We start from the raw sequence: 24,191 nt of genomic DNA, 5'->3' as shown, positions 1-24,191 counted from the left end.
GCAGCGTGTCCGCCACCTGTCAGACCGCCTGCCCCGCGGCGGAACGGGCCGCGACGACCGGCGCCAGCATCTCCAGCTCCTCGGGTGCCGACAACGGGATGGTGTGGATGGCGGGGTCCAGGATCCGGCCCATGTGCTCGGCGACCTCCTCGGCCGTCACGACTCGCGTCGGATCGGCCTGCCAGCCGGCCGCCAGGCCGGTGAAGACGCGCGCGAAATGACCCGCGCCGGCGGAGATCACCTGGTGCGTCTCGCGGCATTGCTCGCTCGCCAGGTAGGCGACCAGCGGGGCGACGTGCTCGGGCGAGAGCGCCTCGTCGGCCTCCAGCACGGACTCGGTCATCCTGGTCCGCGCGAGCGGACACACGACGTTGCTGAGGATGCCGTGCCGCTCCCCCTCGATGGCGACGACCTGGGCCAGTCCGATGACCCCTGCCTTGGCGGACCCGTAGGACGCCTGCCCGAAGCTGCCGAAGGTGCCTGCGTTGGAGGAGACGAACACGAACCGTCCGTAGCCCTGCTCGCGCATCACCCGGAAGGCCGGTTGGCTGACGTAGGCCGCACCCCGGAGGTGGACGTCCTGGACGGCGTGGAAGTCGTCCCAGTCGAGCTTGCCGAAGCTCTTGTCGCGAAGGATCCCGGCATTGTTGACCACGGCGTCGACGCGCCCGAAGTGGTCCACGGCGGCGGCGATCACGGCCTCTCCACCCTCCGGCGTGGAGACGGTGTCACCATTGGCGACGGCACGACCTCCGCGCGCGACGACCTCCTCCACGACCGCCTCGGCCGCCGAGGTGTGGCCGGTCCCGTCGAGGGTGCCTCCGGTGTCGTTGACCAGCACGGCCGCCCCTCGTCGCGCCAGCTCGAGCGCGTAGGCGCGACCGAGGCCTCCTCCGGCGCCGGTGACGACGGCGACCCGCCCGGACAACGAGATGTCTTCCATGCTGGCTCTGCTCCTGTGTGGTCGGCGGATCGGTCGTGGTTGGCGTGGACGCGGCTACGCGAGCGCGGTCTGGGGCAGCACGCCCTCGAGGTCGGCCTTGATCTGGAGGGCGAGGTAGGTGGAGTAGAGGCGCGCCTCCATGAGCGCACCGCCCATCACCCAGAAGCCGTCCTGGGCGGTCCTGACCCACAGATTCCTCATGACGTGGTTCTCGTCGAAGCCCCAGATGGGTCCCACGCGATCGGCGACCTCGTCCTCGAACAGCAACCGGATGCCCTCCTGCTGGTTCTTGTACCCGGTGGCGAGGATGACCGCGTCCGCGTCGAGCTGGCTGCCGTCCTGCATCCGGACGCCTCCGGCCACCAGCCGGTCCACGTCGGTGGCCTGTCGCACCTGGATCTGCCCGTCGATGATGAGGTCCGAACAGCCGACGTTGATGTAGTAGCCACCGCCCTTGCGCAGGTACTTCATGTGGAAGCCCGTGCCGTCCGGTTCGAAGTCCGTCCGGAACCCGGCCGCCTCGAGGCCCGCGATCAGGTCCCGGTCGAGCTCACAGGTCTTTCGAGTCAGCCACTGGTAGGTCTTCTCGAGGATCGGGTAGGGCGTGGCGGCCTGGACGAAGTCCACGTCGGCGGGGTCGCGGTCGTCGGAGTAGGCGGCGTAGACCATCGTCCCGCAGGGATCGAGGCTGATCACCGCGGTCGGGTTGCGCTGGATCATGGTGACCGCGCTGGCGCCGTTCTCGTGGATGTCCTGGGCGATGTCGTGGGCACTGCTGCCGGTGCCGAACACGACCACCCGCTTGCCCTCGTAGTCGCGCCCTCCCCTGAACTGGCTTGAGTGGAGCAGCGAGCCTGCGAAGTCGTCGGCCCCCGGCAGGTCAGGCACGTGAGGCACGCCGCTGTGCGCGCCGGTGGCCAGCACGACGTGAGGAGTCGTCTTGACGACCTCGGTACCGTCGTCACGGCGAATGCGCACCCTCCACCGCCCGGTGTCGTCGTCACGCTCGCCGTGGAGGACCCGCGCACCGGTCCAGACGTTGAGCTCCATGGCCTCGGCGTACGACTCCAGCCAGTGCGCGAGCTTGTCCTTCGGCAGGAAGGCCGGCCAGGTCTCGGGGTAGGGCATGTAGGGAAGAGTGTTGGTGGCGACCTCGTTGTGCAGGGTCAGCGAGTGGTAGCGGTGGCGCCAGTTGTCGCCCACCCGAGCGTTCTTCTCGACGATGAGGACATCCACCCCCATCTGTCGTAGGCGAGCCCCGAGCACGAGGCCGCCCTGACCGGCACCGATGATGATGACCTCGGGCTCACGGTCGGCGAACTGCTGCTCGCGCACACGACGGTCGAGCCAGTTCTCCCGGCCGACCTCGTGCTCGCGCCCCTTGGGCCGGCCCGGTCCCACCCGGTGCTCGAAGCCCCGCAGTGACTGGAGCGTCGTGAGCATGATCCAGATCCGAGGGGTACCCGAGGGGTCGTCCAACCGCAGCCGCACGTAGGCCGTGCCGTGCCCCGCGGCCGTCTCGTACTCGAGGTAGCCCTCGAGGACGTCCACACCCGAACGCCGGGCGATCCGCGGCCGAGCCCTCACGGTGGAGACCTCGACCTGCTTGGGACGTGCGGGCTCGAGAGTCCTGCCGAAGGCGTCGGCGATCTCCGCGCGACCGTGGAACGTGCGATAGCGCCAGGTGAAGGCCAAGTAGTCCATCCAGTAGCCGTCAGGGTCGAAAAGCGCGGCCAGGTGCTCGGGCTGGCCGTTGGCCAGCCCGTCGCGCAGCGTCTCGACCCAGGCTGCGAAGGCCTCGTGTGCTTCCAGGTCCTGCTTCAGCTGCGTCACGGCGGGGTCTGCGGGGCCGGAGCTTTCCTTGATCACGTCGACCACCCTACCTAATGGTTGCTTGGTTGTCATGCCTCAACCGATCAAGCGCTTGGGGACAATGGTGGGATACGCTGCACCGACCTCGGAAAGGCACGACCATGACCGTGAGCGCTACCCCAACCCAGCCACCCGCACCCAAGAAGTCACGCAACGGCGTCGACCGCCGTGGCGAGCTGATCCAGATCGCCGGCAAGCTCTTCGCCGAGAAGGGGTTCCTCGCCACCACGATCCGCGACATCGCTGATGCTGCCGGTATTCAGTCGGGCAGCCTCTACTACCACTTCGAGTCGAAGGAATCGATGGTCGAGGAGCTCATCAGGGACTACTGGAGCACCCTCCTCGAGCACTACCGGACAGTGATCGACGCCGACCTCGGCGCGACGGAGACTGCGCGCGGCCTTATCCGCGCCTCGGTCCTCCTGCTGGACGAGTGCGAGCTCGCGTTGCGGCTCATGCTCAACGACTGGAACTACCTCGCCGAGATCTTCCCGTTCATGGAGGAGAGGCTGGAGGAGTGCCGCGACCTCTGGCTCGATACCCTCAACCGCGGCGTCAGCGCCGGTGAGTTCAACCCTTCGGTGGATGCGGTCATCACCTACCGCACCATCATGAGCTCCGTGAGCGGCACGGCTCGCTGGTTCCGCCCGGGTGGCAAGCTCAGCGTCGAGGCGCTGGCCGACGAGATGGCAGCCGTGTTCATGGACGGCATCGTCGCCCGCTGAGCGAGCGACGACGCCGCACGAGAGGTCAGCGCACCTCGAAGACCTCGTACCGGACCTGGCCTGCCGAGGTGTCGATCGACCCCTTGCCGACGAACAGGCGGGCGTTCATCCAGGCGTAGCGCTCGTCTTCGATCTCGAAGGTGATCGCGGTGTACATGGTGGCCCCGTCGAGTCCCGCCGAGGCATCCCCGCGCCCTTGGTACTCCATGTAGACGAAGGCGCCGTCATCGGTCCGCAGCGCCATCCGCACGTCCGGGATGGCAGTGCCGTCCGGCCCGATGAGCAACCAGTCCGCAGCGGAGTCACCCCGCTGGGAGGCGTTGAAGCGCTCCCCTTCACAGCGTCCGTCCCGGACGCCGACCACCACCCGCTGTCCCAGCGGGGTACGCCCGGCGAAGTCGGGCTTGGCTGCGAGGGGGGTCGCGGTGAACGTGCAGAACGGGACGAGCTCCATGGTTTCTCCTGTCGATGATGCGGTTGCGGCGACTAGACGCCGAGGATGTGGGCAGAGGAGACAGCAGTACTGCCCTTGATCAGGCCACCGCCGCACTGGAGGAAGGCGCGACGCGCGCCGTCCACCTGGCGGGACCCTGCCTTGCCGCGCAGCTGCTGCACGGCCTCGAAGACCTGGGCGACGCCGGTGGCACCGATGGGGTGTCCCCGCGCGACCAGCCCTCCGGACGGGTTGACCGGCATCCGGCCGTCGATGCGGGTATGACCGTCCATGGCCCACGCCATCTCGTCACCGGGCGGGCACAGCCCCGACTCGGCCCACGATACGATCTCGCCCGGCGAGGTGGCGTCGTGCAGCTCTGCGAAGTCCATGTCCCCAGGACTGAGGCCCGCCTGCTCGAACGCGGCGGCCGCGGAGTACTCATGCGAGTCCGACGGTCCGTGCGCGTCCGCTGGCAGGGACCGCAGCTGGGAGGCGAGGATCGAGACGTCGCGCGAGTCCCTCACCGCCGGCGCAGACGTGATGACCGCCGCGGCAGCCCCGTCACCCACCGGTGAGCACATGAGCACGGTGAGGGGTCCCAGCACGTGCCGGGCGGCAAGGATCTCCTCGGCCGACCTCGGCGTGCGCCGCTGGGCCAAGGGATTGAGCGAGCCGTTGAAGTGCGCCTTGGACGCGACCTCGGCGAAGGCCTCAGGAGTGACACCGCGGTCGTCCATCAGGTACGCCGCGACTTTGGCATAGCGGTCGATGAAGGGGCTTCGACTCACTCCGGCTCCCTCACCGAAGTCCTGGTGGTCGACATCCATCCCACCCATGAACGCCTGGAAGCTGCGCTGCTTGTCGGAGGAATAGAGCTTCTCCGAGCCCACCACCAGGACGGTGTCGTACTGACCACCCGCGACCGCGCTCCAGCCGAGATGGAATGCGTTGCCACCCGAGGCGCAGGCGTTCTCGACGTTGTTGACCGCGATCGGCCCAGCCCCCATGTAGTGGGTGACCGTCTCCCCACGGATCGAGTGCTGGCCGTACATCACACCAGCGGCGACGTTGCCGAAGTAGACCGCCTGCACGTCGGCGAAGGTGACACCCGCGTCGTCGAAGGCCTGGTTGATCGCCTGCGCGGAGAGATCCTTGAGGCTCGTGTCCTCAAACCGTCCGAATGGGGTCATCCCGACCCCCCGCACCACTGTGTCCCTCATGCTCACTCCCTCTTCTCGATGTCGTGGGGCACGCGCTTGCCCTTCATGCCTTCGCGGTCCCGTACGCCTGCGCATAGCGGGCGTCGTACCGACCGTCGGTGGTGCGTCCCCCGTCGACGACAAGGCACTGTCCCGAGACGAAGCTGGCGTCCTCGGATGCCAGGAAGGCGACGGCTGCGGCCGCCTCTTGCGGCCGTCCCTGGCGCAGCAGCGGCTGCATCAGGTCGCGGCGACGTCGAAGGTCGGAGTCGTCGCCGAAGCCGCCGCGCACCATCGAGGTGTCGATGACCCCGAGCGCCACCGCGTTCGAGCGGATGCCGCGATCGGCGTATCGGACGCCGAAGTGTCGCGAAACGGCGAGCAGGGACGCCTTCGACGCCTCGTAGGAGAGCGAATACCCACTGGAGATGATGCCGGCGATCGAGGTGACGAAGACGAAGGTGCCGTGACGGCGGTCCAGCATCCCGGGGAGCGCCGCCTGCGCCACCAGCCAGTGGGACCGGACGTTGACGTCCTGCACCCACTCCCAGTCCTCGACCGTCTGGGTGCGGCCGGGGAAGCGCCCGGTCACGCCGACATTGGCCACCACCACGTCGAGCGGACCGATTGCCCGCTCCGCCTCGCCGGGTAGCGACCGACAGTCCTCGACTGATGAGGCGTCGGACCTCAGGGCCACGGAACGTCCGTCACCGATGGCGGCAACGGTGCGCTCGGCCCGGGCCAGGTCGACGTCGGAGACGACCACCGTCGCCCCCTCCGCCGCGAGACGCAACGCGATCTGTGCCCCGTTGGCCTCCAGTCTCTCCGGACCCTCGGCGCCACCGCCCACCACCAGGACCCGTTGACCGTCGAACCTGCCTTGGAGCATGCCGTGATCCCCTCCGTCGACTAGCCAAGCAAGCGCTTGGCCCGTACCCTAGCACGGTGCCGACTCCTGCCCCGTCCTCGTCGCGACCGACCGCCCAGACACCTGCCGAGCGTCCCGGGCTGAGCACCTTCCGCGCCGAGGCGCACGCGTTCGTCGCCACCCACCACCCCCTGCGCGACGGAGCGGAGTCCCCCTCCGACGCGGACTTCAGCGTGCTGCCCGAGAAGCCCGCCGAGCTCGAACGACGCGAGCTGGCGCAGGCACTGGCCTGGCGACGCACGGCCTACGACGCGGGGTTCGGCTGGATCGACGGCCCGACCCGGTTCGGAGGTCGTGAGCTCCCGGCCTCGTACGCCGCGGCGTACCGCGACGTCGAGCGGCTGTTCGACGTGCCCGACGAGGCGTACACCCGTTTCAGCGTGGCCATCTTGTGCCCCACCATGCTCAGCCACGCGAGCGACGACCTCCAGCGAGACATGCTCCCCGGACTGCGTCGCGCCGACGTGGTCGCCTGCCAGCTCTTCTCGGAGCCGGACGCCGGCTCCGACATGGCGTCCGCTCGCACCCGGGCACGACGAGAGGGCGACACCTGGGTCGTGGACGGGCAGAAGGTGTGGACGTCCGGTGCCCACTACAGCCAGGTCGGGCTCCTACTGGCCAGGACCGAGGCGGGAAGCCGTCGCAACGCAGGCCTCTCTGCCTTCCTCATCGACATGGACCAACCGGGGATCGAGGTGCGGCCCATCCGCCAGCTCACCGGAGGCGCGTCGTTCAGCGAGGTGTTCCTCGACGGAGCGAGAGTTCCGGACTCCCGCCGTGTGGGCGACCTCGGCAGCGGCTGGCAGGTCATCAGCACCACCATGCGCTACGAGCGCGCCATCATCGGGACGGACGGCGGTGTCGACCTGCTCCTGGCTCGTCGCCTGGTCGACCTCGCTCGGGCACGAGAGTGCTGGGACGACCCTGGCATCAGGGACGTCGTGGGTGAGGTCGTCGCGCGCGGTCGCGCCACCGCGTTGATGACCCAGCGCTTCCTCGACGACGCAGACGAGTCCGGGGTGCCCGGGCCTGAGATGTCGTTGTCCAAGCTCATGCTCACCGACAACCTGCTCCGGATCTCGGCTGCAGCCCAGCGGATCCTGGGCACCGGGTTCGCCACGGACTCGGGCGAGGCTGCGACCTACGCCTGGCACCAGCTGGCTCTCACTGTCGAAGGGCTCCGCACAGGTGGGGGGACCGACGAGATCATGCGCACGATCGTCGCGCAGCGAGTCCTCGGCCTGCCGCGCTCCTAGACCCCGCCCGGACCAGTCGGATCACTGACTCACCGACCTGCGGCCTCACCGCTTCACCGACAGACAAGGATGCCCATGACCAGCTCGCCCGCCCAGCTCTTCGCCATCGACTCGCTGCTCACCGACGACGATCGAGACATCGCCACCACGGTACGAAAGCTGGTCGACGACCGGCTCCGCCCCGACATCGCCGAGTGGTACGAGTCCGGCTCGATCCCGGCTCGTGAGCTCGCACAGGAGTTCGGTCGTCTCGGACTCCTCGGCATGCACCTGACCGGCTACGACTGTGCAGGCGCCTCTGCCACGGCCTACGGTCTCGCGTGCCTCGAGCTCGAGGCCTGCGACTCCGGGCTCCGCTCGCTCGTCTCAGTGCAGGGATCGCTGGCGATGTTCGCCATCTGGCGCTACGGATCCGAGGGGCACAAAGAGCAGTGGCTTCCTGACATGGCTGCCGGCCAGGCGATCGGCTGCTTCGGTCTCACCGAGCCGGACTTCGGCTCCGACCCTGCGGGGATGCGAACTCGCGCCACCCTGGATGGCACGGACTGGATCCTCAACGGGACGAAGATGTGGATCACCAATGGGTCGGTGGCCGACGTCGCGGTCGTCTGGGCACAGACCGACGACGGCATCCGGGGCTTCGTCGTACCCACCACCACTCCGGGCTTCTCGGCTCCCGCCATCAAGAACAAGCTCTCGCTGCGCGCCTCAATCACCTCAGAGTTGGTGCTCGACGGAGTCCGTCTTCCCGCCGACGCGATGCTCCCCGAGGCCAAAGGCCTCTCGGCACCGCTCTCCTGCCTCAATGAAGCCCGCTTCGGCATCGTCTTCGGCGCGCTCGGCGCTGCGCGTGACTGCCTGCAGACCACGTTGGACTACACCGCCAGCCGCCAGATCTTCGGTCGTCCCCTCGCGGCCTACCAGTTGTCCCAGGCCAAGCTGGCCAACATGACCCTGGAGCTCGGCAAGGGAATGCTTCTGGCACTGCACCTCGGACGCCTCAAGGATGCCGGCACGTTGCGACCGGAACAGGTCAGCCTCGGCAAGCTCAACAACGTGAGGGAGTCCCTTTCGATAGCGCGCGAGTGCCGCACCCTCTTGGGTGCCGCCGGCATCACGGGCGAGTACCCACTCATGCGCCATGCGAACAACCTCGAGTCCGTCCTGACCTACGAGGGCACGTCTGAGGTGCACCAGCTCGTGATCGGACGGGCCCTCACGGGTGAGTCCGCGTTCCGGTGACGCACTGAGCTGACGACCGCCAGAGCCGTGTCGACCGGCGATGCCATGACGGAGGCCCCTGCCCTGTCTCGCTGCGGGTCAGGGGCCTCTTCGTGGAGCCGCCTGTCAGAATCGAACCAGCGACTAGCTGTACCCAGCTATCAGGTTGGTAGCAGTCGACTGATCGGTGGTTTGCCTCCGAGCGCGCTGTGGCGGCGTTCAGTGTTGTAGTACTCAAGCCAAGGGGCAAGGGCGGCGGTGCGGTCGTCGTTGCTGGTGAAGACCTGGCGGTAGGCCCACTCGGTGGCCAGGGTGCGGTTGAGGCGCTCGACCTTGCCGTTCCGCCACGGGCAGTGGGGTCGGATGAACTTCTGCTTGATCTGGTGGGTGGCACAGACCTCTCGCAGCGACCAGCGGTAGGCCCAGGCGTTGTCGGTCATCAGCCGCTCGATCCGAGTGATGCCATGAGCAGCGAAGTAGTCGATGGCGCGTCCGAGGAACGCCGCGCAGGTGGGGCCCTTCTCGTCGGGCAGGATCTCGGAGTACGCGAGTCGGGTGTGGTCGTCGACGAGTGAGTGCACGTAGTCGTAGCCGATCGGCTTCTTGTTGATGCGCGCCTGGTGGTTGGTGCGGGTCTCTCCCCGAGCCCGCCAGCCACCGCCGTCAGGGATCTTGCCGAGCTTCTTGACGTCCATGTGGACCAGCTCGCCTGGCTTGTCGCGTTCGTAGCGGACCGCGGTGGCCTTCGAGGACCGGATGACCTCCCCGGTCATCGGGTCGCACTCACGCAGGTATGGCACGCCGTGGCGGCGCAGGATCCGCGACACCGTCCGGGCCGGCACCCCGACCTTGGATGCCAGGACGTCGGGACCGTCGCGGTGCTCAGCGCGTGCTGCGAGGACCTTCTCCTCGACATCGGGGGCGGTCTTGGTCGGCATCGAGTGTGGCCGGGAGGACCGGGTTCCCAGACCCGCCTCGCCCTCGGCTTCGTAGCGGTCGAGCCAGTACTTCACGCACCTGCGTGAGATCCCCATCGCTGCCGCGATGTGGGCCTGTTTCCAGCCGCCCTGGCGGCGCTGGACGATCAGAAGGCGGCCGTGGACGGTCAGGCGGGCATTACGGTGGGACACGAGAACCTCCGGGTGGAAGTGGGCCTTAGACAAGCCACATCCCATTCGGAGGTTCTCGCTCGTTCAACCAGGCTCGCCGCTACCAACGTCCTGGCCGGGTACACCTAGCCGGACGTGCAAAGACCCCGCTAACCGTTCTTGGGGTCGCGAGGTCTGTGCGCTGATGATGACACAGATCGGGGTGGGTCGGAGCCCCGGGCTGCGGACCTCACGGCGAGCCTCAGCGGCCCACTTCTCGACGAACTTCTCGACCCGCGCGGGATGGATGTCGAGCCACCGACCAGCAGCTTCGGGGTCCTCACCAGCCTCGACCGCCGTCCACAGCCGGTCCTCCTGCAGCGCCTCGCGGCGGCGCTCCAGCTCGAGGAGCTCCTGCCGGCGGATCACCTCGGTGGCACGGTCGCGGACGTAGGTCCACAGCACCAGCCGCATCCCGTTGCGGGTCCCGGTCAGGACTCCGTTGCGGCGCTCGGCCCGCCACTGGCACACCGCGGACACCTGGCCGCGGTCCGTCCACCGGCGTATCCGGTCCGCGCCGAACGTCACGTCGGTCATCATGGTCACGGCCTCGGCGGCCATCCCGATGTGGGTCCACCCGTCGCGGTCGGGGCCGCCCTGGAGGAGGTCACGGCGGACGGCGGTGGCGTACTCGCCGGAGTCGTAGTCCTTCCGGCAGCCGGGGCACTCCCACGACTGGCCGGCCGAGGGGTCCTCGATGCCGCCCTGGTCGCAGGTACCGCAGGGCTGGTAGGCGTTGCGGACGTCGCGGTGGTGAGGGCTTGGGGGTAGCCGAGGCGTGCCCCCCTGCGGAGCTCGAGGCGGGCGGGGGTGTCGTGGGTGCACCGGGCGGGGTCGCGCCACCGGCGTTCGAGGGTGTCGCCGCACTCGAAGCACTCCACCCCGCGTTCGGGGTCCTGCTCGTTGTGGAGGGCGCGTTCGAGGCGGACTCGGATGTCGCGGGTCTGGCGGGTGAAGGCGAGGTAGTCGGGTCCGTCGCCGTCCTGGGCGATGTGGGAGAGCTGGTCGCTGAGGTAGGTGATGGCGCGGTGGAGGGTCGCGGTGGTGCGGCCGGGGGTGTGGCCGGCCCACTGGCGGTAGAGGTCTTCCCACTGGGCGAGCACGGCGAGCGGGGGCAGGGGGTCGCGCTTGTGGTGGTCGTCGGCGAGGACGTCGGGGGTGAGGCCGTGGGCGACGCGCATGAGGTCGAGGCGGACGGTGGGGCCGCGGAGGACCTGGGCGTTCCCGCCGAGGATGGGTGCTGCGGCGACGAGGCAGCCGTCCCTGCCTGCGTCGAGGGCTTCGGTGGCAAGGGCGGCGTACGAGCTGCCGATGGTGGTGAGGTCCTGGTCGGTGCGGAGCTCGCAGGCCGGGCAGAGGTCTGGGGGTGTCGTTGGTGGCGTGTTCGCGGCCGCAGACGACGCAGTGGGGTGCGGTGCAGGGTGCGCAGCCGTCGTGGTCGAGGGGGTTGGGGCAGTCGTCGCGGTGCTCCTTGGTGACGCGCTCGCCCAAGTGGCGGTCGTACTGGCAGGCGGGCGGACGGCGGTGCTCGGTCATAGGTTCTCCAGCGGCTGTCGGTGCAGATGGCTACGGTCGGCGGCGGCGTCACTCGGACGCTCACAACGAGAAGGGGGAGTCGATCCATGTCCCAGAAGAAGGAAGAGGCACAGGAGGCGATCTACGCAGGCATCGCGCGGGTGGCCGGCGAGATGAAGGACTGGACGCCCGACACGCAGGCAACCATGTTGCGGGAGCTTGCGGCTGCGTACCGGATGGCTGCAGGCGGACAGCAGCCCGGAAGTTCGATCGTCACCCAGTAGGCGACGTTTGGATCGGTGGTCACGCCCGTGTGACCACCGATCCAGCGCAGCAGCAGTGACCTGCACCCGTTGCACCAGCGTCCGGGCGGGAGCACCATGGACGGGTGACCCAGCCGACACCTGAGCCCGCCGCGGACTACGATGCGTGGCGCGACCTCCAGGCCGTTCTCGAGGAACGCGACCGCGAGTGGTGGGACGGAGCTGAGCCAGACCTCGACGACGAAGGCTGAACCCCAGCGCGATATCGGTGGCCCGGTGCACCATGTGTGCCATGCAACATGTGCTCGCTGAACAGCTTCCAAGGTGGTCTTGAGGTCGCGGCGTACGCCGCAGCGAAGCATGGGCTCCTGGGAACGACGCGAGCGCTGGCCAACGAGTGGTCAGCCTTGGGCATCCGCGTGAACGCCATCGCACCGGGCTACTTCCAGACCGAGTTCACCCAGGCGCACCGTGACGACCCGGAGAAGTTCCAGGCAATGCTTGCCCGGATCCCCGCCGGGCGCTGGGGAGTCCCGGATGACCTCGCTGGAGCAGTCATGTTCTTGGCCTCGGAAGCATCGAGCTACGTGACGGGGAGTGTGCTGACGGTCGACGGTGGCTGGACCTCTCGCTGAGGCCATGCCGCTCAGCGCCGATGGCGCCTCGTCAATCACGCCGCCAGCGCGCTCCTCGTTGGCTTCGATTGCGCGTTGAGTACTCGCCTTCGGCGGGTTCGCGAGGGGCCTAGTCAGGAAGTCGGCCGCCACCGTGGTGGGAGCGGGGAGGGGATAGCCGTCATTGAGGCGAACCGTGTTAGAGAACGGCACCTCCTCGACCGATCCGAGGGTGCCTCCGGCCCGGAAGACGACGCGCCGCAGCCCGGCTCTCCCGGGGGCTTCACCGGAGTATCCACGGAATCGACGAGGACCGGTGCGGAAAGGAAAAGCCCCTGACCTGCATCTCTGCAGGTCAGGGGCCGCTGGTGGAGCCGCCTGTCAGAATCGAACTGACGACCTAATCATTACGAGTGATTCGCTCTACCGACTGAGCTAAGGCGGCGTGCTGCCCGGCTGAGGTCAGGACCGGCCGGGCAACTCGAGAAGGATAACGCCCGACCGTGCGGCGGTCGAAATCACCCCGCGTCCGCCTCAGCAGTCCGTCGGGTCGGCGGGGACGTCGACGTCGAGGAGGTAGTCCTCGATCGCGGTGTCGACGCACTCGTTGCCGGAGTTGTACGCCGTGTGGCCGTCGCCGTCGCGACGCAGCAGCACCCCGGACTCGAGCTGCTCGGCGAGGGCCTCGGCCCACTTCAGCGGCGTCGCCGGGTCGCGCGTCGTACCGGTGACGAGGATCGGGGCGGCGCCCTCGCCGCGGATGTCGAGCGGCTCCTCGGTCGAGCGGAGCGTGAAGCCGCTGCACGTGGTGAGCGACCAGGCGAAGATCCGGCCGAAGGTCGGCGACGCCTCCTCGTAGGCGGGGTAGGCCTCGCGCACCTGGTCGAACGGCACCGACGACGGGTCGTCGAGGCAGTTGATCGTCACGTTGGCCTCGGTGCTGTTGTCGGTGTAGCCGTCCCGGCCGCGCGAGGAGTAGAGGTCGGCCAGCTCCATGAGCGCCTGGCCGTTGCCGTCGAGGGCGCTGCCGAGGGCAGCACTCAGGATGAACCAGTAGTCGCGGTTGTAGAGCGGCGCGACGATGCCGTAGAAGGCGTTGCCGATGGCCAGGTCGCGGTCCCCGCTGGTGGGCAGCGGCGACTCCTCGATATCCGCCAGCAGCCCGTCGATGGTGGCCAGCCCCTCGTCGACGCTGTCGCCGAGGAAGCACTCGTCGGTGGTGTCGATGCAGTTCTGGACGTAGGCGCGCAGCGCGGTCTCGAAGCCCTCGGCCTGCTCGAGCCCGAGCTGGCGGTTGTCCAGCGAGACGTCGACGGCGCCGTCGAGCACGAAGCGCCCGACCCGGTCGGGGAAGAGCTCGGCGTAGGTCGCACCGAGCTTGGTGCCGTAGGACGCGCCGAGGTAGGTCAGCGTCGACTCCCCCAGCGCGGCCCGCAGCACGTCCATGTCGCGGGCGGCCTCGATCGTGGTCACGTGTCCGGCCACCTCGCCCGAGGCGGCACACCCGGCGCCGAAGGCGCGCACGTCGGCGGCGTACTGCTGCTCCTCGGCCGCGTCGTCGGGGTCGGGGTCGCCGGCGAGGTAGGCGTCGAGGTCGTCGTCGCTGAGGCAGTCGACCGGGCTGGACTCGCCCGTGCCGCGGGGGTCGAAGCCCACGATGTCGAAGGCCCGCAGCAGCGGCGCGCGGAAGACCTGTCCGGCGGCGGCGGCGTAGTCGGTGCCGGGCGCACCCGGACCGCCGGGGTTGACCACCAGCGAGCCCTGGGCCCGATCGGCCGCGAGCACCCGCAGGAGTGCGAGGTCGATGGTGTCGCCGTCCGGCTCGGCGTAGTCGACCGGCACCGTCAGCGTCGCGCACTCGCGGTCGCCCTCGCACGTGGACCAGTCGATCTGCTGGTCGTAGAAGGACTGGAGTGCGGCGGACGGCGCCTCGCGCGCGTCGGGGGCCTCCTCGCGCTCGACCCGCGGGGCCTGCGTCGAGGACGTGCTCGAGCCCGACGTCGCGTCGGCGAACGAGTTCCAGATGACGACCGCTCCCGCGCCGACGGCGAGGAACACCATCGCCACCACCACGACCAGTGCCACGACCTTCTTCATCGACCCGCCCCCGTCGGCAGCTTGAGCGCCACCATCATCGACTCCAGTGCCAGCTGAGGCTGCACGTTGAACTCCAGCATCTGCGTGCGCGCGGTGAAGATCGCGTCGATCATCCGCAGCAGCTCCTCCGGCGTCACGACCCGCGCAATCTGCGCGACGTCGGCCCGGAGCTCCTCGTTGACCAGGTCGCCGGGCGCGCCCACCGACACCGCGATCGCGTCGCGGTAGACCGACACGAGGTCCATCAGCGCCCGGTCGACGACGTCGAGGACGCGGCGCTTGGCGCGGGTCTTCTGCCCCCTCTCCAGGGCGTTGAGCGCGGGCGCGTACTCCCGCGGTCGCCGACCGCGGGCCTCCACGCCGTACGCCGAGTCGAGGTCGGCCTTCTCGCGCGCGTCGAGGTCGGCCGTCTGCACCTCGGCCTCGACCTTGCTCACCTCGACCACGTTGGTGGCCGCCGTCATGCAGGAGCCGAGCGTGGTCAGGCGGGCCGGCAGCGAGACGACCTCGCGGCGCCGGCGGCGGGTCTCCTCGTCGCGGGCCAGCGCCCGGGCCCGGCCGATGTGCCCCTGGCTGGCTCGCGCGGCGTGGGCCGCGAGCTCCTCGCCGACCCCGACCGAGCGGACCAGGAAGGCCGCGACGTCGACGGCCGTCGGCGTCGTCAGCGACACCAGCCGGCAGCGGGAGCGGATGGTGGGCAGGACGTCCTCGGTCGTGGGGGCGCAGAGCAGCCACACGGTGCGGGCCGTCGGCTCCTCGATCGCCTTGAGCAGCGCGTTGCAGGCCTGGTCGGTGAGCCGGTCGGAGTCCTCGACGATCATGATCTGCCAGCGGTCACCGGACGGCGCGAGGGCGCTGCTGCGGACCAGGTCGCGCACCTCGTCGACGCCGATGGAGAGCTTCTCGGTGCGGATGATCCGGACGTCGGCGTGGCTGCTGGCGAGCACGGTGCGGCACGACTTGCAGGTGCCGCACCCGGTGCCGGTCTCACACTGCAGCGCGGCCGCGAAGGCGACGGCGGCGTTGGAGCGACCGGACCCGGGCGGTCCGGTGAAGAGCCAGGCGTGGGTCATGCCGTCGCCGCCCGCCGCCCGGCTGAGCGCCTCGATCACCGGCCGCTGGCCGACCAGGTCGTCCCACACGGTCACGGCAGCAGCACCTCCACCCGGGCGCGGATGGCGGCGGCGATCTCCTCGATCGGGGCGCGGGCGTCGAGCACGACGTAGTGGTCGGGGTCGGCCGCCGCTAGGTCGAGGAAGCCCTGCCGGACCCGCTGGTGGAACTCCACCGACTCACCCTCGATGCGGTCCCGCTCGGTGAAGCGCCCCAGACCGGCCTCGGGGGCCAGGTCCAGCACCACGGTCAGGTGCGGTCGCAGGTCGCCGGTCGCCCAGCGGTTGACCCGCTCGACGTCGGCGAGCAGCAGGTCGCGGCCGGCGCCCTGGTAGGCGAGGGAGGAGTCGACGTAGCGATCGGTGATGACCACCTCGCCGCGGGCGAGGGCCGGGAGCACGACGGTGTCGACGTGCTCGGCCTTGTCCGCGGCGTAGAGCAGCGCCTCGGTGCGGTGCGAGAGCTCGCCGGTCTCGGGGCTGAGCACGATCCGACGCAGCGCCTGCCCGACCGGGGTGTCACCGGGCTCGAAGGTGAGCAGCACGGTGTGGCCACGCTCCTCGAGCCAGGTGCGCAGCAGCCCCGACTGGGTCGACTTGCCCGCGCCCTCGCCACCCTCGAAGCAGACGAAGACGCCGGTGTCGGCATAGACGCGTCGGCTCACGCGCACACCCTACGGGCGGGCACCGACGGCGCCGGACGCCGAGCGGACTGCCCGGCGTACGGAAACACGGGTGACGGCGGGCGCGCGGCGCGCGCAGACTCCTCCCATGACCCCGATCGACGGCCTGCAGGAGGGCCTCACCGCCCGGCCCCTCACCCACGACGACGCCGAGGCGGTGACCGCGGTCGTGGCCGCCGAGGAGGTGATCGACCTCGGCGAGCCCGAGGTGACCGTCGAGGACGTGCTGTCGGACTGGCTGCGCCCGAGCTACGACATCACGGAGAGCACCGTCGGCATCCTCGACGGCGACCTGCTGGTCGCGTACGGCGACCACAGCGGCCCGGACATCGGCTACACGGCCGTGCTGCCGGCGTACCAGGGTCGGGGCATCGGTACGGCGATCGCGCGCTGGCTGCAGGCCAAGGCCCGGGCTGCCGGGTCCCCCCGGATCGGCACGCAGGTGGCGCAGGGCAGTGCCGCCGACCGCCTGCTGGCCGACCTCGGCTACGAGGTCCGCTGGACCGCGTGGGACCTCGAGCTGCCCCCCGATCGGGAGATCAGCGCCCGCCCCCTGCCCGACGGGTTCACCCTCCGCGACGCCGAGGACGCCGACCGGGAGGCGGCGTGGACCCTGGTCGAGGACTGCTTCCTCGAGTGGTCCGACCGGGAGCGGATGAGCCTGGCCGACTTCGGCGCCCGGGTCTGGGACCGCGGGGGGTTCGAGCCGTGGAACCTGCGCCTGCTGGTCTCACCGGACGGGCAGGTCGTCGGGGCCACGCACGTGTTCCTCGCCGGTGACGGCGGGTACGTCGCCCGGATCGCGGTCCGCCCCGACCAACGGGGTCGGGGTCTCGCCCCGCCGATGCTGGTCGACGCCTTCGACCGGGCGCGCGAGCACGGCGCCGTCCGCTGCTACCTCTCCACCGACACCCGGGCGGGGGCGCGGGGGCTCTACGAGAAGGTCGGCATGGAGGTCGCGTCGACCTGGGTGAACCGGGCCATCACCCTCTGATCGGCCCTAGGCTGCGGCCACGGGCAGGCACGAGGGGGACGGCATGACGACGGACGCTGCGGCGACGGCACCACCGGGTCGACTGGTCGACGACTGGGGCCGCCGCGACCGGGTCGCCGGGTGGGTCCTCGTCGCCGCCTGGACCGCGCTGCTCGTCGCCACCCTCCTCACCGGCCATCGGATCTCGGACTTCGACCGGCTCGAGGGGCTCGTCGCCGCTGGTGAGGTGACCGAGGTCGAGGTGGTCGGCGGCTTCGAAGGCGCGGAGGACTGGCAGGGCTTCGGCGTCACCCAGGTCCGGTGGCGTGAAGGGTGGATCGTCCACACGGCCGACGTGACCGAAGCCAGCAACAACCGGCAGGCCGCCCACGCGCGACGGCAGGGCGATGCCGACAGGACGGTGGTCGTCGGCAGTGTCAGGGACCACCTGGCCCGCCTCGACCCCGACGTCGCCTTCGTCCGCGGGGAGCCGCGCAACCCGTACTCGACGGTGGTCGGGCTGAAGGCCCCGGGATGGGTGGGCCTGATCTACGTCGTCCTGCTGGGCGCCACCCTGGTGCTCAACGGCGGACCCCGACCGTGGCGCGCGACGAGGTGGGCGTGGGCGTGGCTGGTCCTGCTGGTGCCGCCGTTCGGCATCGCGGCGTACCTGGCCCTCGGCGGCCCCACCGGGCTCTTCCGACCCCGCGATCCCCGACGGGTGTGGCTCACCGGTGGCTGGGCGTTCCTGCTGGCGCTGCTCCTCGGTGGCGGTTCCACCGCCGCCTGAGGAGGCACCGGCGGCAGGTCAGGCCTTCTTGGCCGCGGCCTTCGTCGTCGTCTTCTTCGCAGTCACCTTCTTGGCCGTCGTCTTCTTGGCCGTCGTCTTCTTGGCGGTGGTCTTCTTGGCCGTCGTCTTCTTGGCCGGCGCCTTCTTCGCGCCCTTCTTGGCGGCCTTCTTGGCCGGGCCCTTGTCGCGACGCTCCTGGAGCAGCTCGGCCGCCCGCTCGGGAGTGATCGACTCGACGGTGTCGTCCTTGCGCAGGGTGGCGTTGTACTCGCCGTCGGTGACGTACTCCCCGAAGCGGCCCGCCTTGACGACGATCGGCTGCCCGGAGACCGGGTCGTTGCCGAGCTCCTTGAGCGGCGGAGTGGCCGCGCCGCGGCCCCGCTGCTTGGGCTGGGCGTAGATCGCCAGCGCCTGGTCGAGGGTGATGTCGAAGATCTGGTCCTCGGACGTCAGCGACCGCGAGTCGGTGCCCCGCTTGAGGTAGGGCCCGTAGCGGCCGTTCTGCGCGGTGATCTCCTCGCCGTCCTCACCGGCTCCGACCACCCGCGGCAGGGAGAGAAGCTTGACGGCCTCCTCCAGCGACACGGTGTCGAGGGTCATCGACTTGAAGAGCGAGCCGGTGCGCGGCTTGGCCGACTTGGGGGCGTCCTCGGGCAGCTGCTCGGTGACGTAGGGACCGAAGCGGCCGTTCTTGGCGACGACGACCAGGCCGGTCTCCGGGTGCTCACCGAGCACCTGCTCCTCGCCGGCCGGGTTGGCCAGCAGCTCCCTGGCCTTGGCCACGGTGAGCTCGTCGGGCGGCAGGTCGTCGGGCACGTTGGCGCGCACGGTCGCGCCGTCGCCCTCCTCCTCCGGACCCGGAGCCTCGACGTACGGGCCGTAGCGGCCGACCCGCAGCACGATGCCGGAGTCCTCGCCGATCGGGAACGTCGCGAGCTCCTTGGCGTCGATGTCGCCGAGCTCGTTGACCAGCGTCTTGAGGCCCTCAATGTCGCCGGAGCCGTAGTAGAACTCGCCGAGCTCGGTCTTGCGGTCGCGGCGGCCACCGGCGATGTCGTCGAGGACGTCCTCCATGAGCGCGGTGAACTCGTAGGAGATCTGCCGCGGGAAGTGCTCCTCGAGCAGCCGCACCACCGAGAACGCGAGCCAGGCCGGCACCAGCGCCGAGCCCTTCTTGTAGACGTAGCCGCGGTTGACGATGGTGCCCATGATCGAGGCGTACGTCGAGGGGCGGCCGATCTCGCGCTCCTCGAGCTCCTTGATCAGGGTCGGCTCGGTGTAGCGGGCCGGGGGCTTGGTCTCGTGGCCCGCGGCGGTGACCGACGCGGCCGAGATGGCCTCGCCCTGCTCCAGGTTGGGCAGGCGGGTCTCCTGGTCGTCGCGCGCGGACGCAGCGTCGTCGGTGCCCTCGACGTACGCCTTGAGGAAGCCGTGGAACGTGATGACGCGACCGCTCGCCCCGAAGACGACGTCCTCACCGGTCGCCGCGGCGCCGCCGAGGCGGATCGAGACGGTGTGGCCGGTGGCGTCCTTCATCTGGGAGGCGACGGTGCGCATCCAGATCAGCTCGTAGAGCCGGAACTGCTCACCGGTGAGCCCGGTCTGCGCCGGGGTGCGGAACGAGTCGCCGGCGGGCCGGATCGCCTCGTGCGCCTCCTGGGCGTTCTTGACCTTGGACGTGTAGGTCCGCGGGCTGTCGGGTACGTACTCCGCGCCGTACAGCTCGCGCACCTGGTCGCGGGCCGCCTCGACCGCGGCGCTGGAGAGCGTCGTGGAGTCGGTACGCATGTAGGTGATGTAGCCACCCTCGTAGAGCCGCTGCGCCACCGACATCGTCACGCTCGAGCTCATGCCGAGCTTGCGGCCGGCCTCCTGCTGGAGGGTGGTGGTGCGGAACGGGGCGTACGGCGAGCGGCGGTAGGGCTTGGACTCGACCGAGCGGACCTCGTACGTCGTGTCCTCCAACGCCGCGGCCAGGGCCTCGGCGCGGCTGCGGTCGAGGTGGACGAGGTCGGACTTCTTGAGCTGGCCGTCGGGACCGAAGTCGGAGCCGCGGGCGACGCGGGCGCCGTCGACGGAGTGCAGCTTGGCCGGGAACATCCGCTGCTCGTGCGTGCTGCCGGCGTCGAAGGTGCCCTCGAGGTCCCAGTAGGAGGCGACCCGGAAGCGCATCCGCTCGCGCTCCTTGTCGACCACCAGGCGGGTCGCCACGGACTGGACGCGACCGGCGGAGAGGCCGGACATGACCTTCTTCCACAGGACCGGGCTGACCTCGTAGCCGTAGAGGCGGTCGAGGATGCGGCGGGTCTCCTGCGCCTCGACGAGGTGCATGTCGAGCTCGCGCGGGCTCTCGGCGGCGGCGAGGATCGCGGGCTTGGTGATCTCGTGGAAGACCATCCGCTTGACCGGGATGCCCTTCGGGTCGAGCTCGTCGAGCAGGTGCCAGGCGATCGCCTCGCCCTCGCGGTCCTCATCGGTGGCGAGGTAGAGCTCGTCGGCGTCCTTGAGGAGCTTCTTGAGCTTGGCGATGTGGCTCTTCTTGTCACGCGGCACGACGTAGTAGGGCTCGAAGTCGTGGTCGACGTCGACCGCGAGACGACCCCACGGCTTGTCCTTGATCTTGGCCGGGGTGTCCGCCGCATTGTTGGGCAGGTCCCGGATGTGACCGATGGACGACTCGACGACATACCCGCTGCCGAGGTAGCCGCCGATCATCTGCGCCTTCTTGGGCGACTCGACGATGACGAGCTTGTGTGCCACGTGATTCCTGCTTCCTGATTCGGTGATGCGCGGCAACCGTAGCGCTCCGGGGCGACAACTCCAGCCGGGGCGACCGGCGGCGGGCACCGGCGCGGCGTACGGCGCCCCCGGGCGAGGCGGGCCCGGACCCCCTCTCCCCGGGCACGGAGCGGGCCCCACGCCGATCGGCGTGGGGCCCGCTCCGGGGGGGTGGATCAGAACTCGACGTCCTCCAGGTACAGCTTCCCGATGGCTGCCGTCGTCACCGGGTTGAAGTCGGGGGTGTCGTTCTCGACGATGTACTCCTCGACCTGGTGACGCTTGAAGATCGCCGGGAAGTCGATGACCCCCATGCCGAGGTCGGCCATGTCGCCCGGCTGCTCGTCCACGAAGAGCGCGAGCGCGTCGTCGCCGTGCCGGTCCTTGACGTGGTACTGCCGCACCTCGAGCGGGGCCGTGCGGATGACCTCGTTGGCGAAGGCCAGCGGATCTGCCTCGAGGAGGTTGACCCCGGCGGTGTAGGCCCAGTAGAGGTCGACCTCGAGGTGCACGAGCCTCGGGTCGAGCTCGGACATCAGCACCTCCCACGGCGTCGTGCCGTCGGGGAACTTGATCGTGAACTCATGGGCGTGGTTGTGGTAGCCGTAGCGGAGGCCACGCTTGCGTGCCGCCGCCGCCTCGGTGTTCATCTGGTCGGCGAGGTCCTGCCACGCGGCCTTGTCCGGCGAGTTGAAGTACGGGACGTTGAGGTACTTCTGCCCGAAGGTGTTGGCGTCGTCGAGCTTCTTGTTGAGCGCGGCCGCGTCCCTGTTGCTGACACCGTCGTGACTGGAGCTGGCCCAGATGTCGCGCTCGTCGAACAGCGCCTTGAGCTGGGCGGCGCTGTAGGTGTAGAGCCCGGCGCGCTCGACCCGCTCGTAGCCGAACTTGGCCAGCTGGTCGAGGACCAGCCTGATCTGGGTGTCCGAGGTCATCGCCGACCGCAGCGTGTACAGCTGGATGCTGATCCGGTCGGTGGCCACCTCGTGGTTGCGCTCGTGCCCCCGGCCCCGGCCCTTGCCGTGGGCGGCCGCTGGCGTCGCGGCCCCTGCGCCAGCGCCGAGGGCGGCGGCGCCCGCGGCCCCCGCGAAGGCGCCGCGGATCAGGTTGCGACGACTCGCCCCCTGCCTCTCGAGGGACTCGCGCAGCGCGCCCTCTCCGTCATGTCCGAAACACATCTCAGGCCTCTTCTCGGGGCGCCGCGCGCCCGTGTCGGTGGTGGGTGGCCTCGAAACTAGGAGGGTGACGGACATCACGTCAACGATCGCACACCTTTTGTATGAAATTTGTCAGAAGTCCGCGCACCACCCGCCCCACGGATGCACCCCCGTGGTCACCGGTCCCGCACGAGGAATCCCTCCGCCACCAGCTCGTCGACGACGGGCAGCAGCGTGCGGCGTACGTCGTCGACGTCCAGCTCCAGCAGCTGCGCCAGCGCGCCGATGATCTGCCCGACCGCGAGGTCGCCGTCGCAGGCCCCCACGAAGGCCGCCTCGGCGGTGTCGACCTGCCGCGCCCTGCGCAACCCCCGCTGCTGGCGCAGCACGATGGTCGAGGGGTCCTCCGCGCCGGGGCTGCCCTGCGTCTCCTGGAGCAGGTCGGGTCGCGCCACGAGGTGGTCTGCCTCGGTCACCCGGGCGCCCACCGCGGCGCCCCACTCGGCGATCGCCGGGCCGATGGGCTGCTCGACGTCGTAGGGCCAGTCCAGCAGCTGGTGGCGCCCTCCCCCGCTGCGCCGCAGGTTGAGCCAGCCGAAGCCCACCCCCTCGATGCCCTGCTCGTCGAACCACGACAGCCAGGTGTCGTAGCGGCGGACGTAGTCGTCGCCGCCGTGCAGCCCGGCGTCCTTGAGCCACAGCTCGACGTACTCGCTCGGGTCGACGACCTCGCGCTGGACGACCAGGGCGTCGCAGTCGGCGTCCAGCCAGGTCGCGAGGCGCTCGTCCCACGGCCGGCCGCGCTCGATCACCCAGTTGCCCAGCACCTGGCACCACCCGCCGTCGGTGAGCAGGTCCGGCGCCTGGCGCACGATGTCCTCGACGACCCGGTCGCCGGGCAGGCCGGAGTCGCGGTAGACGAGCCGCTCGCCGGTGGCCGGGGAGATGACGAACGGGGGGTTGGTCGCGATGAGGTCGAAGCGCTCCCCGCGCAGCGGCTCGAAGAACGACCCCTCCCGGACGTCCACGGTGACCTCGTTGAGCGCCGCGTTGAGACGCGTCATCCACAGCGCCCGGGTGTTGACGTCGGTCGCGACGACCTCCCGGGCGTGGGCGGCGAGGTGCAGCGCCTGGACGCCGCAGCCGGTGCCGAGGTCGAGGGCCCGGCCGACCGGCTCGCGGATGGTGAGCTGGGCCAGGCTGGTCGACGCGCTGGAGATGCCGAGCACGTGGTCGCTGCCGACCCGGTTCGGGGCGCCGTCGAGGCCGGGCGTGAGGTCGGAGACGATCCACAGGTCCTCCTCGTCGGTGCGGTAGGGCCGGCAGTCGAGCCGCGCCGCCACCTCCCCCACGCTCTGCTCGAGCAGGCCCGCGTTGCAGAGCCGGTCGACGAGCCCCGGGAGCGCCCGCTCCGCCTCGTCATGCGACACCGGCGCCTGGAGCAGGAAGAGTCGGGTCAAGGTGGAGAGCGGGCTGCCGTCCGTCGTACGCCGCAGTCCCGGCGTGGTCTCGTTGCGGCTCAGCGCGCGGTGGCCGGCCTCGCCCAGCTGGCCGGCGACGCCGTCGTAGGTGAAGTCGGCCGCGACGAGGGCGTCGCGCAGGGGTCCGGTGAAGTCGAGGCTCATGCGCTGACTCCCCTCTCGTGGTAGCCGGTCATGGGTTCGCCCGAACGCCACTCGTCGAGGGCGCCCCGGTAGATCCCGTGGCGCAGCTCGACCTCGTAGCCGTCGTACTGGGGGGCGCCCATCGCGCGGGCCACCGCGAGCTCGGCCTCGACGTCATACGGGACGCGGGCGAAGGACACCGACCACGGGGCCGGCTCCTCGCTACCGAGCTCGCCCTCCAGGATGCAGTACATCGGCGTCGGGTCGCCCATGCAGTTGCCGACGCTGCCGGTGTTGAAGCTGGTGCGCCCCTCGAGCTGGCACTCGTAGAGCGGGTCGTGCGTGTCGGCGTACCCGACGAGGTCCGGCACCGGGCCGCCGCCGGTGGCGTCGGTGTGGGTGAAGAGCCCCTCGAACTCCTCCTGCGTGCGGACATAGCGCACCCGCCGGTGCACCGTCTCCTCGCTGGCGTGGAAGAGCCGCACCCGTCGACCGCTCAGCCAGAAGTCGTGGTTGAACGGGAGCGCGCGCAACCACTCCCCCTGGCCCGGCCCGAGCTGGGCCAGCCAGAACTGCAGGGCCTCGCTGTCGAACTCGCGATCAGGGTCGGGCAGGAAGTCGTCCCAGTTGCCCAGCAGGTTGACCTCGCAGCGCTCCTGGCACAGCTCGACCACCTCGCGTCCCCGCGGGCCCTTGCCGACGTAGTCGCCGAGGTTGAAGACCCGCGAGATCCCCCGGCGGTCGATGTCCGCGAGGACCGCCTCGAGGGCGGTGAGGTTGCCGTGCACGTCCGAGACGAGGGCGATGCGCTCCATGGCCGCCATCCTTCCAGCCGCCGTCGCCGCGCTCGGACATGCCACTGGCCCGCCGTGCGGGT

23 protein-coding genes and 1 tRNA gene are annotated in these 24,191 nt (G+C 70.1%); 8 read left to right on the top strand and 16 right to left on the bottom strand.

The genetic code is table 11. The features are described from left to right. Positions 1 to 19 precede the first annotated feature (19 nt). Positions 20 to 943 carry an SDR family NAD(P)-dependent oxidoreductase gene (locus ASG88_RS15135; RefSeq protein WP_056888234.1) on the bottom strand — a complete coding sequence of 308 codons (924 nt, stop codon included), beginning with the start codon at positions 941 to 943 and terminating at the stop codon, positions 20 to 22. A 54-nt stretch (positions 944 to 997) separates the two neighbouring features. Next, entirely contained in the window at positions 998 to 2,812 is a 1,815-nt protein-coding gene (locus ASG88_RS15130) for an NAD(P)-binding domain-containing protein (protein ID WP_200956459.1), read from the bottom strand. 104 nt (positions 2,813 to 2,916) lie between these two features. On the opposite strand from ASG88_RS15130, the gene ASG88_RS15125 reads away from it, so the two are divergent. Beyond that, a complete protein-coding gene (locus ASG88_RS15125) occupies positions 2,917 to 3,540 on the top strand; it encodes a TetR/AcrR family transcriptional regulator (RefSeq protein WP_056888233.1) in 624 nt (207 codons plus the stop codon). 25 nt (positions 3,541 to 3,565) lie between these two features. On the opposite strand, the gene ASG88_RS15120 is transcribed toward ASG88_RS15125, so the two are convergent. The 3 genes from ASG88_RS15120 to ASG88_RS15110 are packed head-to-tail and all read right to left on the bottom strand — an operon-like array spanning position 3,566 to position 6,064. Continuing rightward, positions 3,566 to 3,994: a DUF3237 domain-containing protein gene (locus tag ASG88_RS15120; RefSeq protein WP_056888232.1), complete on the bottom strand. Its 429-nt coding sequence runs from the start codon at positions 3,992 to 3,994 to the stop codon at positions 3,566 to 3,568. A 32-nt stretch (positions 3,995 to 4,026) separates the two neighbouring features. Continuing rightward, positions 4,027 to 5,196, bottom strand: coding sequence for a thiolase family protein (locus ASG88_RS15115; RefSeq protein ID WP_162259853.1), 1,170 nt, complete (start codon positions 5,194 to 5,196; stop codon positions 4,027 to 4,029). 43 nt (positions 5,197 to 5,239) lie between these two features. Then, a complete protein-coding gene (locus tag ASG88_RS15110; protein WP_056888230.1) occupies positions 5,240 to 6,064 on the bottom strand; it encodes an SDR family NAD(P)-dependent oxidoreductase in 825 nt (274 codons plus the stop codon). Positions 6,065 to 6,120: 56 nt separating this feature from the next. On the opposite strand from ASG88_RS15110, the gene ASG88_RS15105 reads away from it, so the two are divergent. Both ASG88_RS15105 and ASG88_RS15100 read left to right on the top strand, forming a co-directional pair. Beyond that, positions 6,121 to 7,359, top strand: a complete 1,239-nt coding sequence (locus tag ASG88_RS15105) for an acyl-CoA dehydrogenase family protein (RefSeq protein ID WP_056888229.1) — start codon at positions 6,121 to 6,123, stop codon at positions 7,357 to 7,359. Between the two features lie 75 nt (positions 7,360 to 7,434). Then, positions 7,435 to 8,601: an acyl-CoA dehydrogenase family protein gene (locus ASG88_RS15100; RefSeq protein WP_056888228.1), complete on the top strand. Its 1,167-nt coding sequence runs from the start codon at positions 7,435 to 7,437 to the stop codon at positions 8,599 to 8,601. A gap of 140 nt (positions 8,602 to 8,741) precedes the next feature. On the opposite strand, the gene ASG88_RS15095 is transcribed toward ASG88_RS15100, so the two are convergent. From ASG88_RS15095 to ASG88_RS15085, 3 genes are all read right to left on the bottom strand, one after another. Beyond that, positions 8,742 to 9,710, bottom strand: a complete 969-nt coding sequence (locus tag ASG88_RS15095; protein WP_157559753.1) for an IS481 family transposase — start codon at positions 9,708 to 9,710, stop codon at positions 8,742 to 8,744. A gap of 63 nt (positions 9,711 to 9,773) precedes the next feature. Next, positions 9,774 to 10,289, bottom strand: coding sequence for a hypothetical protein (locus tag ASG88_RS15090; RefSeq protein ID WP_056888226.1), 516 nt, complete (start codon positions 10,287 to 10,289; stop codon positions 9,774 to 9,776). Next, entirely contained in the window at positions 10,271 to 10,909 is a 639-nt protein-coding gene (locus ASG88_RS15085; RefSeq protein WP_056888225.1) for a hypothetical protein, read from the bottom strand. The genes ASG88_RS15090 and ASG88_RS15085 overlap by 19 nt, the downstream gene beginning before the upstream one ends. 441 nt (positions 10,910 to 11,350) lie before the next feature. Between ASG88_RS15085 and ASG88_RS23125 the strand changes: the two genes are divergently transcribed. From ASG88_RS23125 to ASG88_RS15080, 3 genes are all read left to right on the top strand, one after another. Then, positions 11,351 to 11,527 (top strand): hypothetical protein, encoded by a 177-nt coding sequence (locus ASG88_RS23125; protein ID WP_157559752.1) that lies wholly within the window; start codon positions 11,351 to 11,353, stop codon positions 11,525 to 11,527. Positions 11,528 to 11,631: 104 nt separating this feature from the next. Beyond that, positions 11,632 to 11,757 (top strand): hypothetical protein, encoded by a 126-nt coding sequence (locus ASG88_RS24080; protein ID WP_268791250.1) that lies wholly within the window; start codon positions 11,632 to 11,634, stop codon positions 11,755 to 11,757. Positions 11,758 to 11,805: 48 nt separating this feature from the next. Continuing rightward, positions 11,806 to 12,141, top strand: a complete 336-nt coding sequence (locus ASG88_RS15080) for an SDR family oxidoreductase (protein WP_082600486.1) — start codon at positions 11,806 to 11,808, stop codon at positions 12,139 to 12,141. A gap of 348 nt (positions 12,142 to 12,489) precedes the next feature. Here ASG88_RS15080 and ASG88_RS15075 read toward each other — a convergent pair. The 4 genes from ASG88_RS15075 to tmk all read right to left on the bottom strand — a co-directional run bounded on the left by ASG88_RS15075 (position 12,490) and on the right by tmk (position 15,994). Then, a tRNA-Thr gene (locus tag ASG88_RS15075) sits at positions 12,490 to 12,565 on the bottom strand. Positions 12,566 to 12,654: 89 nt separating this feature from the next. Then, positions 12,655 to 14,217: an alpha/beta hydrolase gene (locus ASG88_RS15070; RefSeq protein WP_056888224.1), complete on the bottom strand. Its 1,563-nt coding sequence runs from the start codon at positions 14,215 to 14,217 to the stop codon at positions 12,655 to 12,657. After that, positions 14,214 to 15,365, bottom strand: coding sequence for a DNA polymerase III subunit delta' (locus ASG88_RS15065; protein ID WP_056888223.1), 1,152 nt, complete (start codon positions 15,363 to 15,365; stop codon positions 14,214 to 14,216). Before ASG88_RS15065 ends, ASG88_RS15070 begins: the two co-directional genes overlap by 4 nt. Then, positions 15,362 to 15,994, bottom strand: a complete 633-nt coding sequence (tmk, locus tag ASG88_RS15060; protein WP_056888222.1) for a dTMP kinase — start codon at positions 15,992 to 15,994, stop codon at positions 15,362 to 15,364. Before tmk ends, ASG88_RS15065 begins: the two co-directional genes overlap by 4 nt. Before the next feature lie 106 nt (positions 15,995 to 16,100). On the opposite strand from tmk, the gene ASG88_RS15055 reads away from it, so the two are divergent. Then, positions 16,101 to 17,006, top strand: coding sequence for a GNAT family N-acetyltransferase (locus ASG88_RS15055; protein ID WP_056888221.1), 906 nt, complete (start codon positions 16,101 to 16,103; stop codon positions 17,004 to 17,006). A gap of 43 nt (positions 17,007 to 17,049) precedes the next feature. Continuing rightward, positions 17,050 to 17,775 carry a hypothetical protein gene (locus ASG88_RS15050; RefSeq protein WP_056888220.1) on the top strand — a complete coding sequence of 242 codons (726 nt, stop codon included), beginning with the start codon at positions 17,050 to 17,052 and terminating at the stop codon, positions 17,773 to 17,775. An 18-nt stretch (positions 17,776 to 17,793) separates the two neighbouring features. Here the strand turns inward: ASG88_RS15050 and topA are convergent, their stop codons facing one another. From topA to ASG88_RS15030, 4 genes are all read right to left on the bottom strand, one after another. Continuing rightward, entirely contained in the window at positions 17,794 to 20,535 is a 2,742-nt protein-coding gene (gene topA / locus ASG88_RS15045; RefSeq protein ID WP_056888219.1) for a type I DNA topoisomerase, read from the bottom strand. A gap of 194 nt (positions 20,536 to 20,729) precedes the next feature. Next, positions 20,730 to 21,731, bottom strand: a complete 1,002-nt coding sequence (locus ASG88_RS15040; RefSeq protein ID WP_056888218.1) for a sugar phosphate isomerase/epimerase family protein — start codon at positions 21,729 to 21,731, stop codon at positions 20,730 to 20,732. 155 nt (positions 21,732 to 21,886) lie between these two features. Beyond that, complete coding sequence (locus ASG88_RS15035; protein ID WP_056888217.1) at positions 21,887 to 23,335, bottom strand: methyltransferase; 1,449 nt, start codon at positions 23,333 to 23,335, stop codon at positions 21,887 to 21,889. Next, on the bottom strand, positions 23,332 to 24,129 hold the full coding sequence (locus ASG88_RS15030) for a metallophosphoesterase family protein (protein ID WP_056888216.1): 798 nt from the start codon (positions 24,127 to 24,129) through the stop codon (positions 23,332 to 23,334). Before ASG88_RS15030 ends, ASG88_RS15035 begins: the two co-directional genes overlap by 4 nt. Positions 24,130 to 24,191 lie beyond the last annotated feature (62 nt).

Source organism: Nocardioides sp. Soil777, assembly GCF_001428425.1.
GTDB classification, from domain to species: domain Bacteria; phylum Actinomycetota; class Actinomycetes; order Propionibacteriales; family Nocardioidaceae; genus Nocardioides; species Nocardioides terrigena.
Note: the sequence above shows the minus strand (reverse complement) of the source record. Positions and strands in the feature narration are given on the sequence as shown.

Coding starts and splice junctions, on each gene's coding strand:
- ASG88_RS15100 (WP_056888228.1), top strand. CDS start 7,435: ATGACCAGCTCGCCCGCCCAGCTCTTCGCCATCGACTCGCTGCTCACC.
- ASG88_RS15090 (WP_056888226.1), bottom strand. CDS start 10,289: ATGGCCGCCGAGGCCGTGACCATGATGACCGACGTGACGTTCGGCGCG.
- ASG88_RS23125 (WP_157559752.1), top strand. CDS start 11,351: ATGTCCCAGAAGAAGGAAGAGGCACAGGAGGCGATCTACGCAGGCATC.
- ASG88_RS15125 (WP_056888233.1), top strand. CDS start 2,917: ATGACCGTGAGCGCTACCCCAACCCAGCCACCCGCACCCAAGAAGTCA.
- ASG88_RS15115 (WP_162259853.1), bottom strand. CDS start 5,196: ATGAGGGACACAGTGGTGCGGGGGGTCGGGATGACCCCATTCGGACGG.
- ASG88_RS15030 (WP_056888216.1), bottom strand. CDS start 24,129: ATGGAGCGCATCGCCCTCGTCTCGGACGTGCACGGCAACCTCACCGCC.
- ASG88_RS15135 (WP_056888234.1), bottom strand. CDS start 943: ATGGAAGACATCTCGTTGTCCGGGCGGGTCGCCGTCGTCACCGGCGCC.
- ASG88_RS15035 (WP_056888217.1), bottom strand. CDS start 23,335: ATGAGCCTCGACTTCACCGGACCCCTGCGCGACGCCCTCGTCGCGGCC.
- ASG88_RS15085 (WP_056888225.1), bottom strand. CDS start 10,909: ATGCGCGTCGCCCACGGCCTCACCCCCGACGTCCTCGCCGACGACCAC.
- ASG88_RS15055 (WP_056888221.1), top strand. CDS start 16,101: ATGACCCCGATCGACGGCCTGCAGGAGGGCCTCACCGCCCGGCCCCTC.
- ASG88_RS15110 (WP_056888230.1), bottom strand. CDS start 6,064: ATGCTCCAAGGCAGGTTCGACGGTCAACGGGTCCTGGTGGTGGGCGGT.
- ASG88_RS15070 (WP_056888224.1), bottom strand. CDS start 14,217: ATGAAGAAGGTCGTGGCACTGGTCGTGGTGGTGGCGATGGTGTTCCTC.
- ASG88_RS15050 (WP_056888220.1), top strand. CDS start 17,050: ATGACGACGGACGCTGCGGCGACGGCACCACCGGGTCGACTGGTCGAC.
- ASG88_RS15120 (WP_056888232.1), bottom strand. CDS start 3,994: ATGGAGCTCGTCCCGTTCTGCACGTTCACCGCGACCCCCCTCGCAGCC.
- ASG88_RS15080 (WP_082600486.1), top strand. CDS start 11,806: ATGTGCTCGCTGAACAGCTTCCAAGGTGGTCTTGAGGTCGCGGCGTAC.
- ASG88_RS15040 (WP_056888218.1), bottom strand. CDS start 21,731: ATGTGTTTCGGACATGACGGAGAGGGCGCGCTGCGCGAGTCCCTCGAG.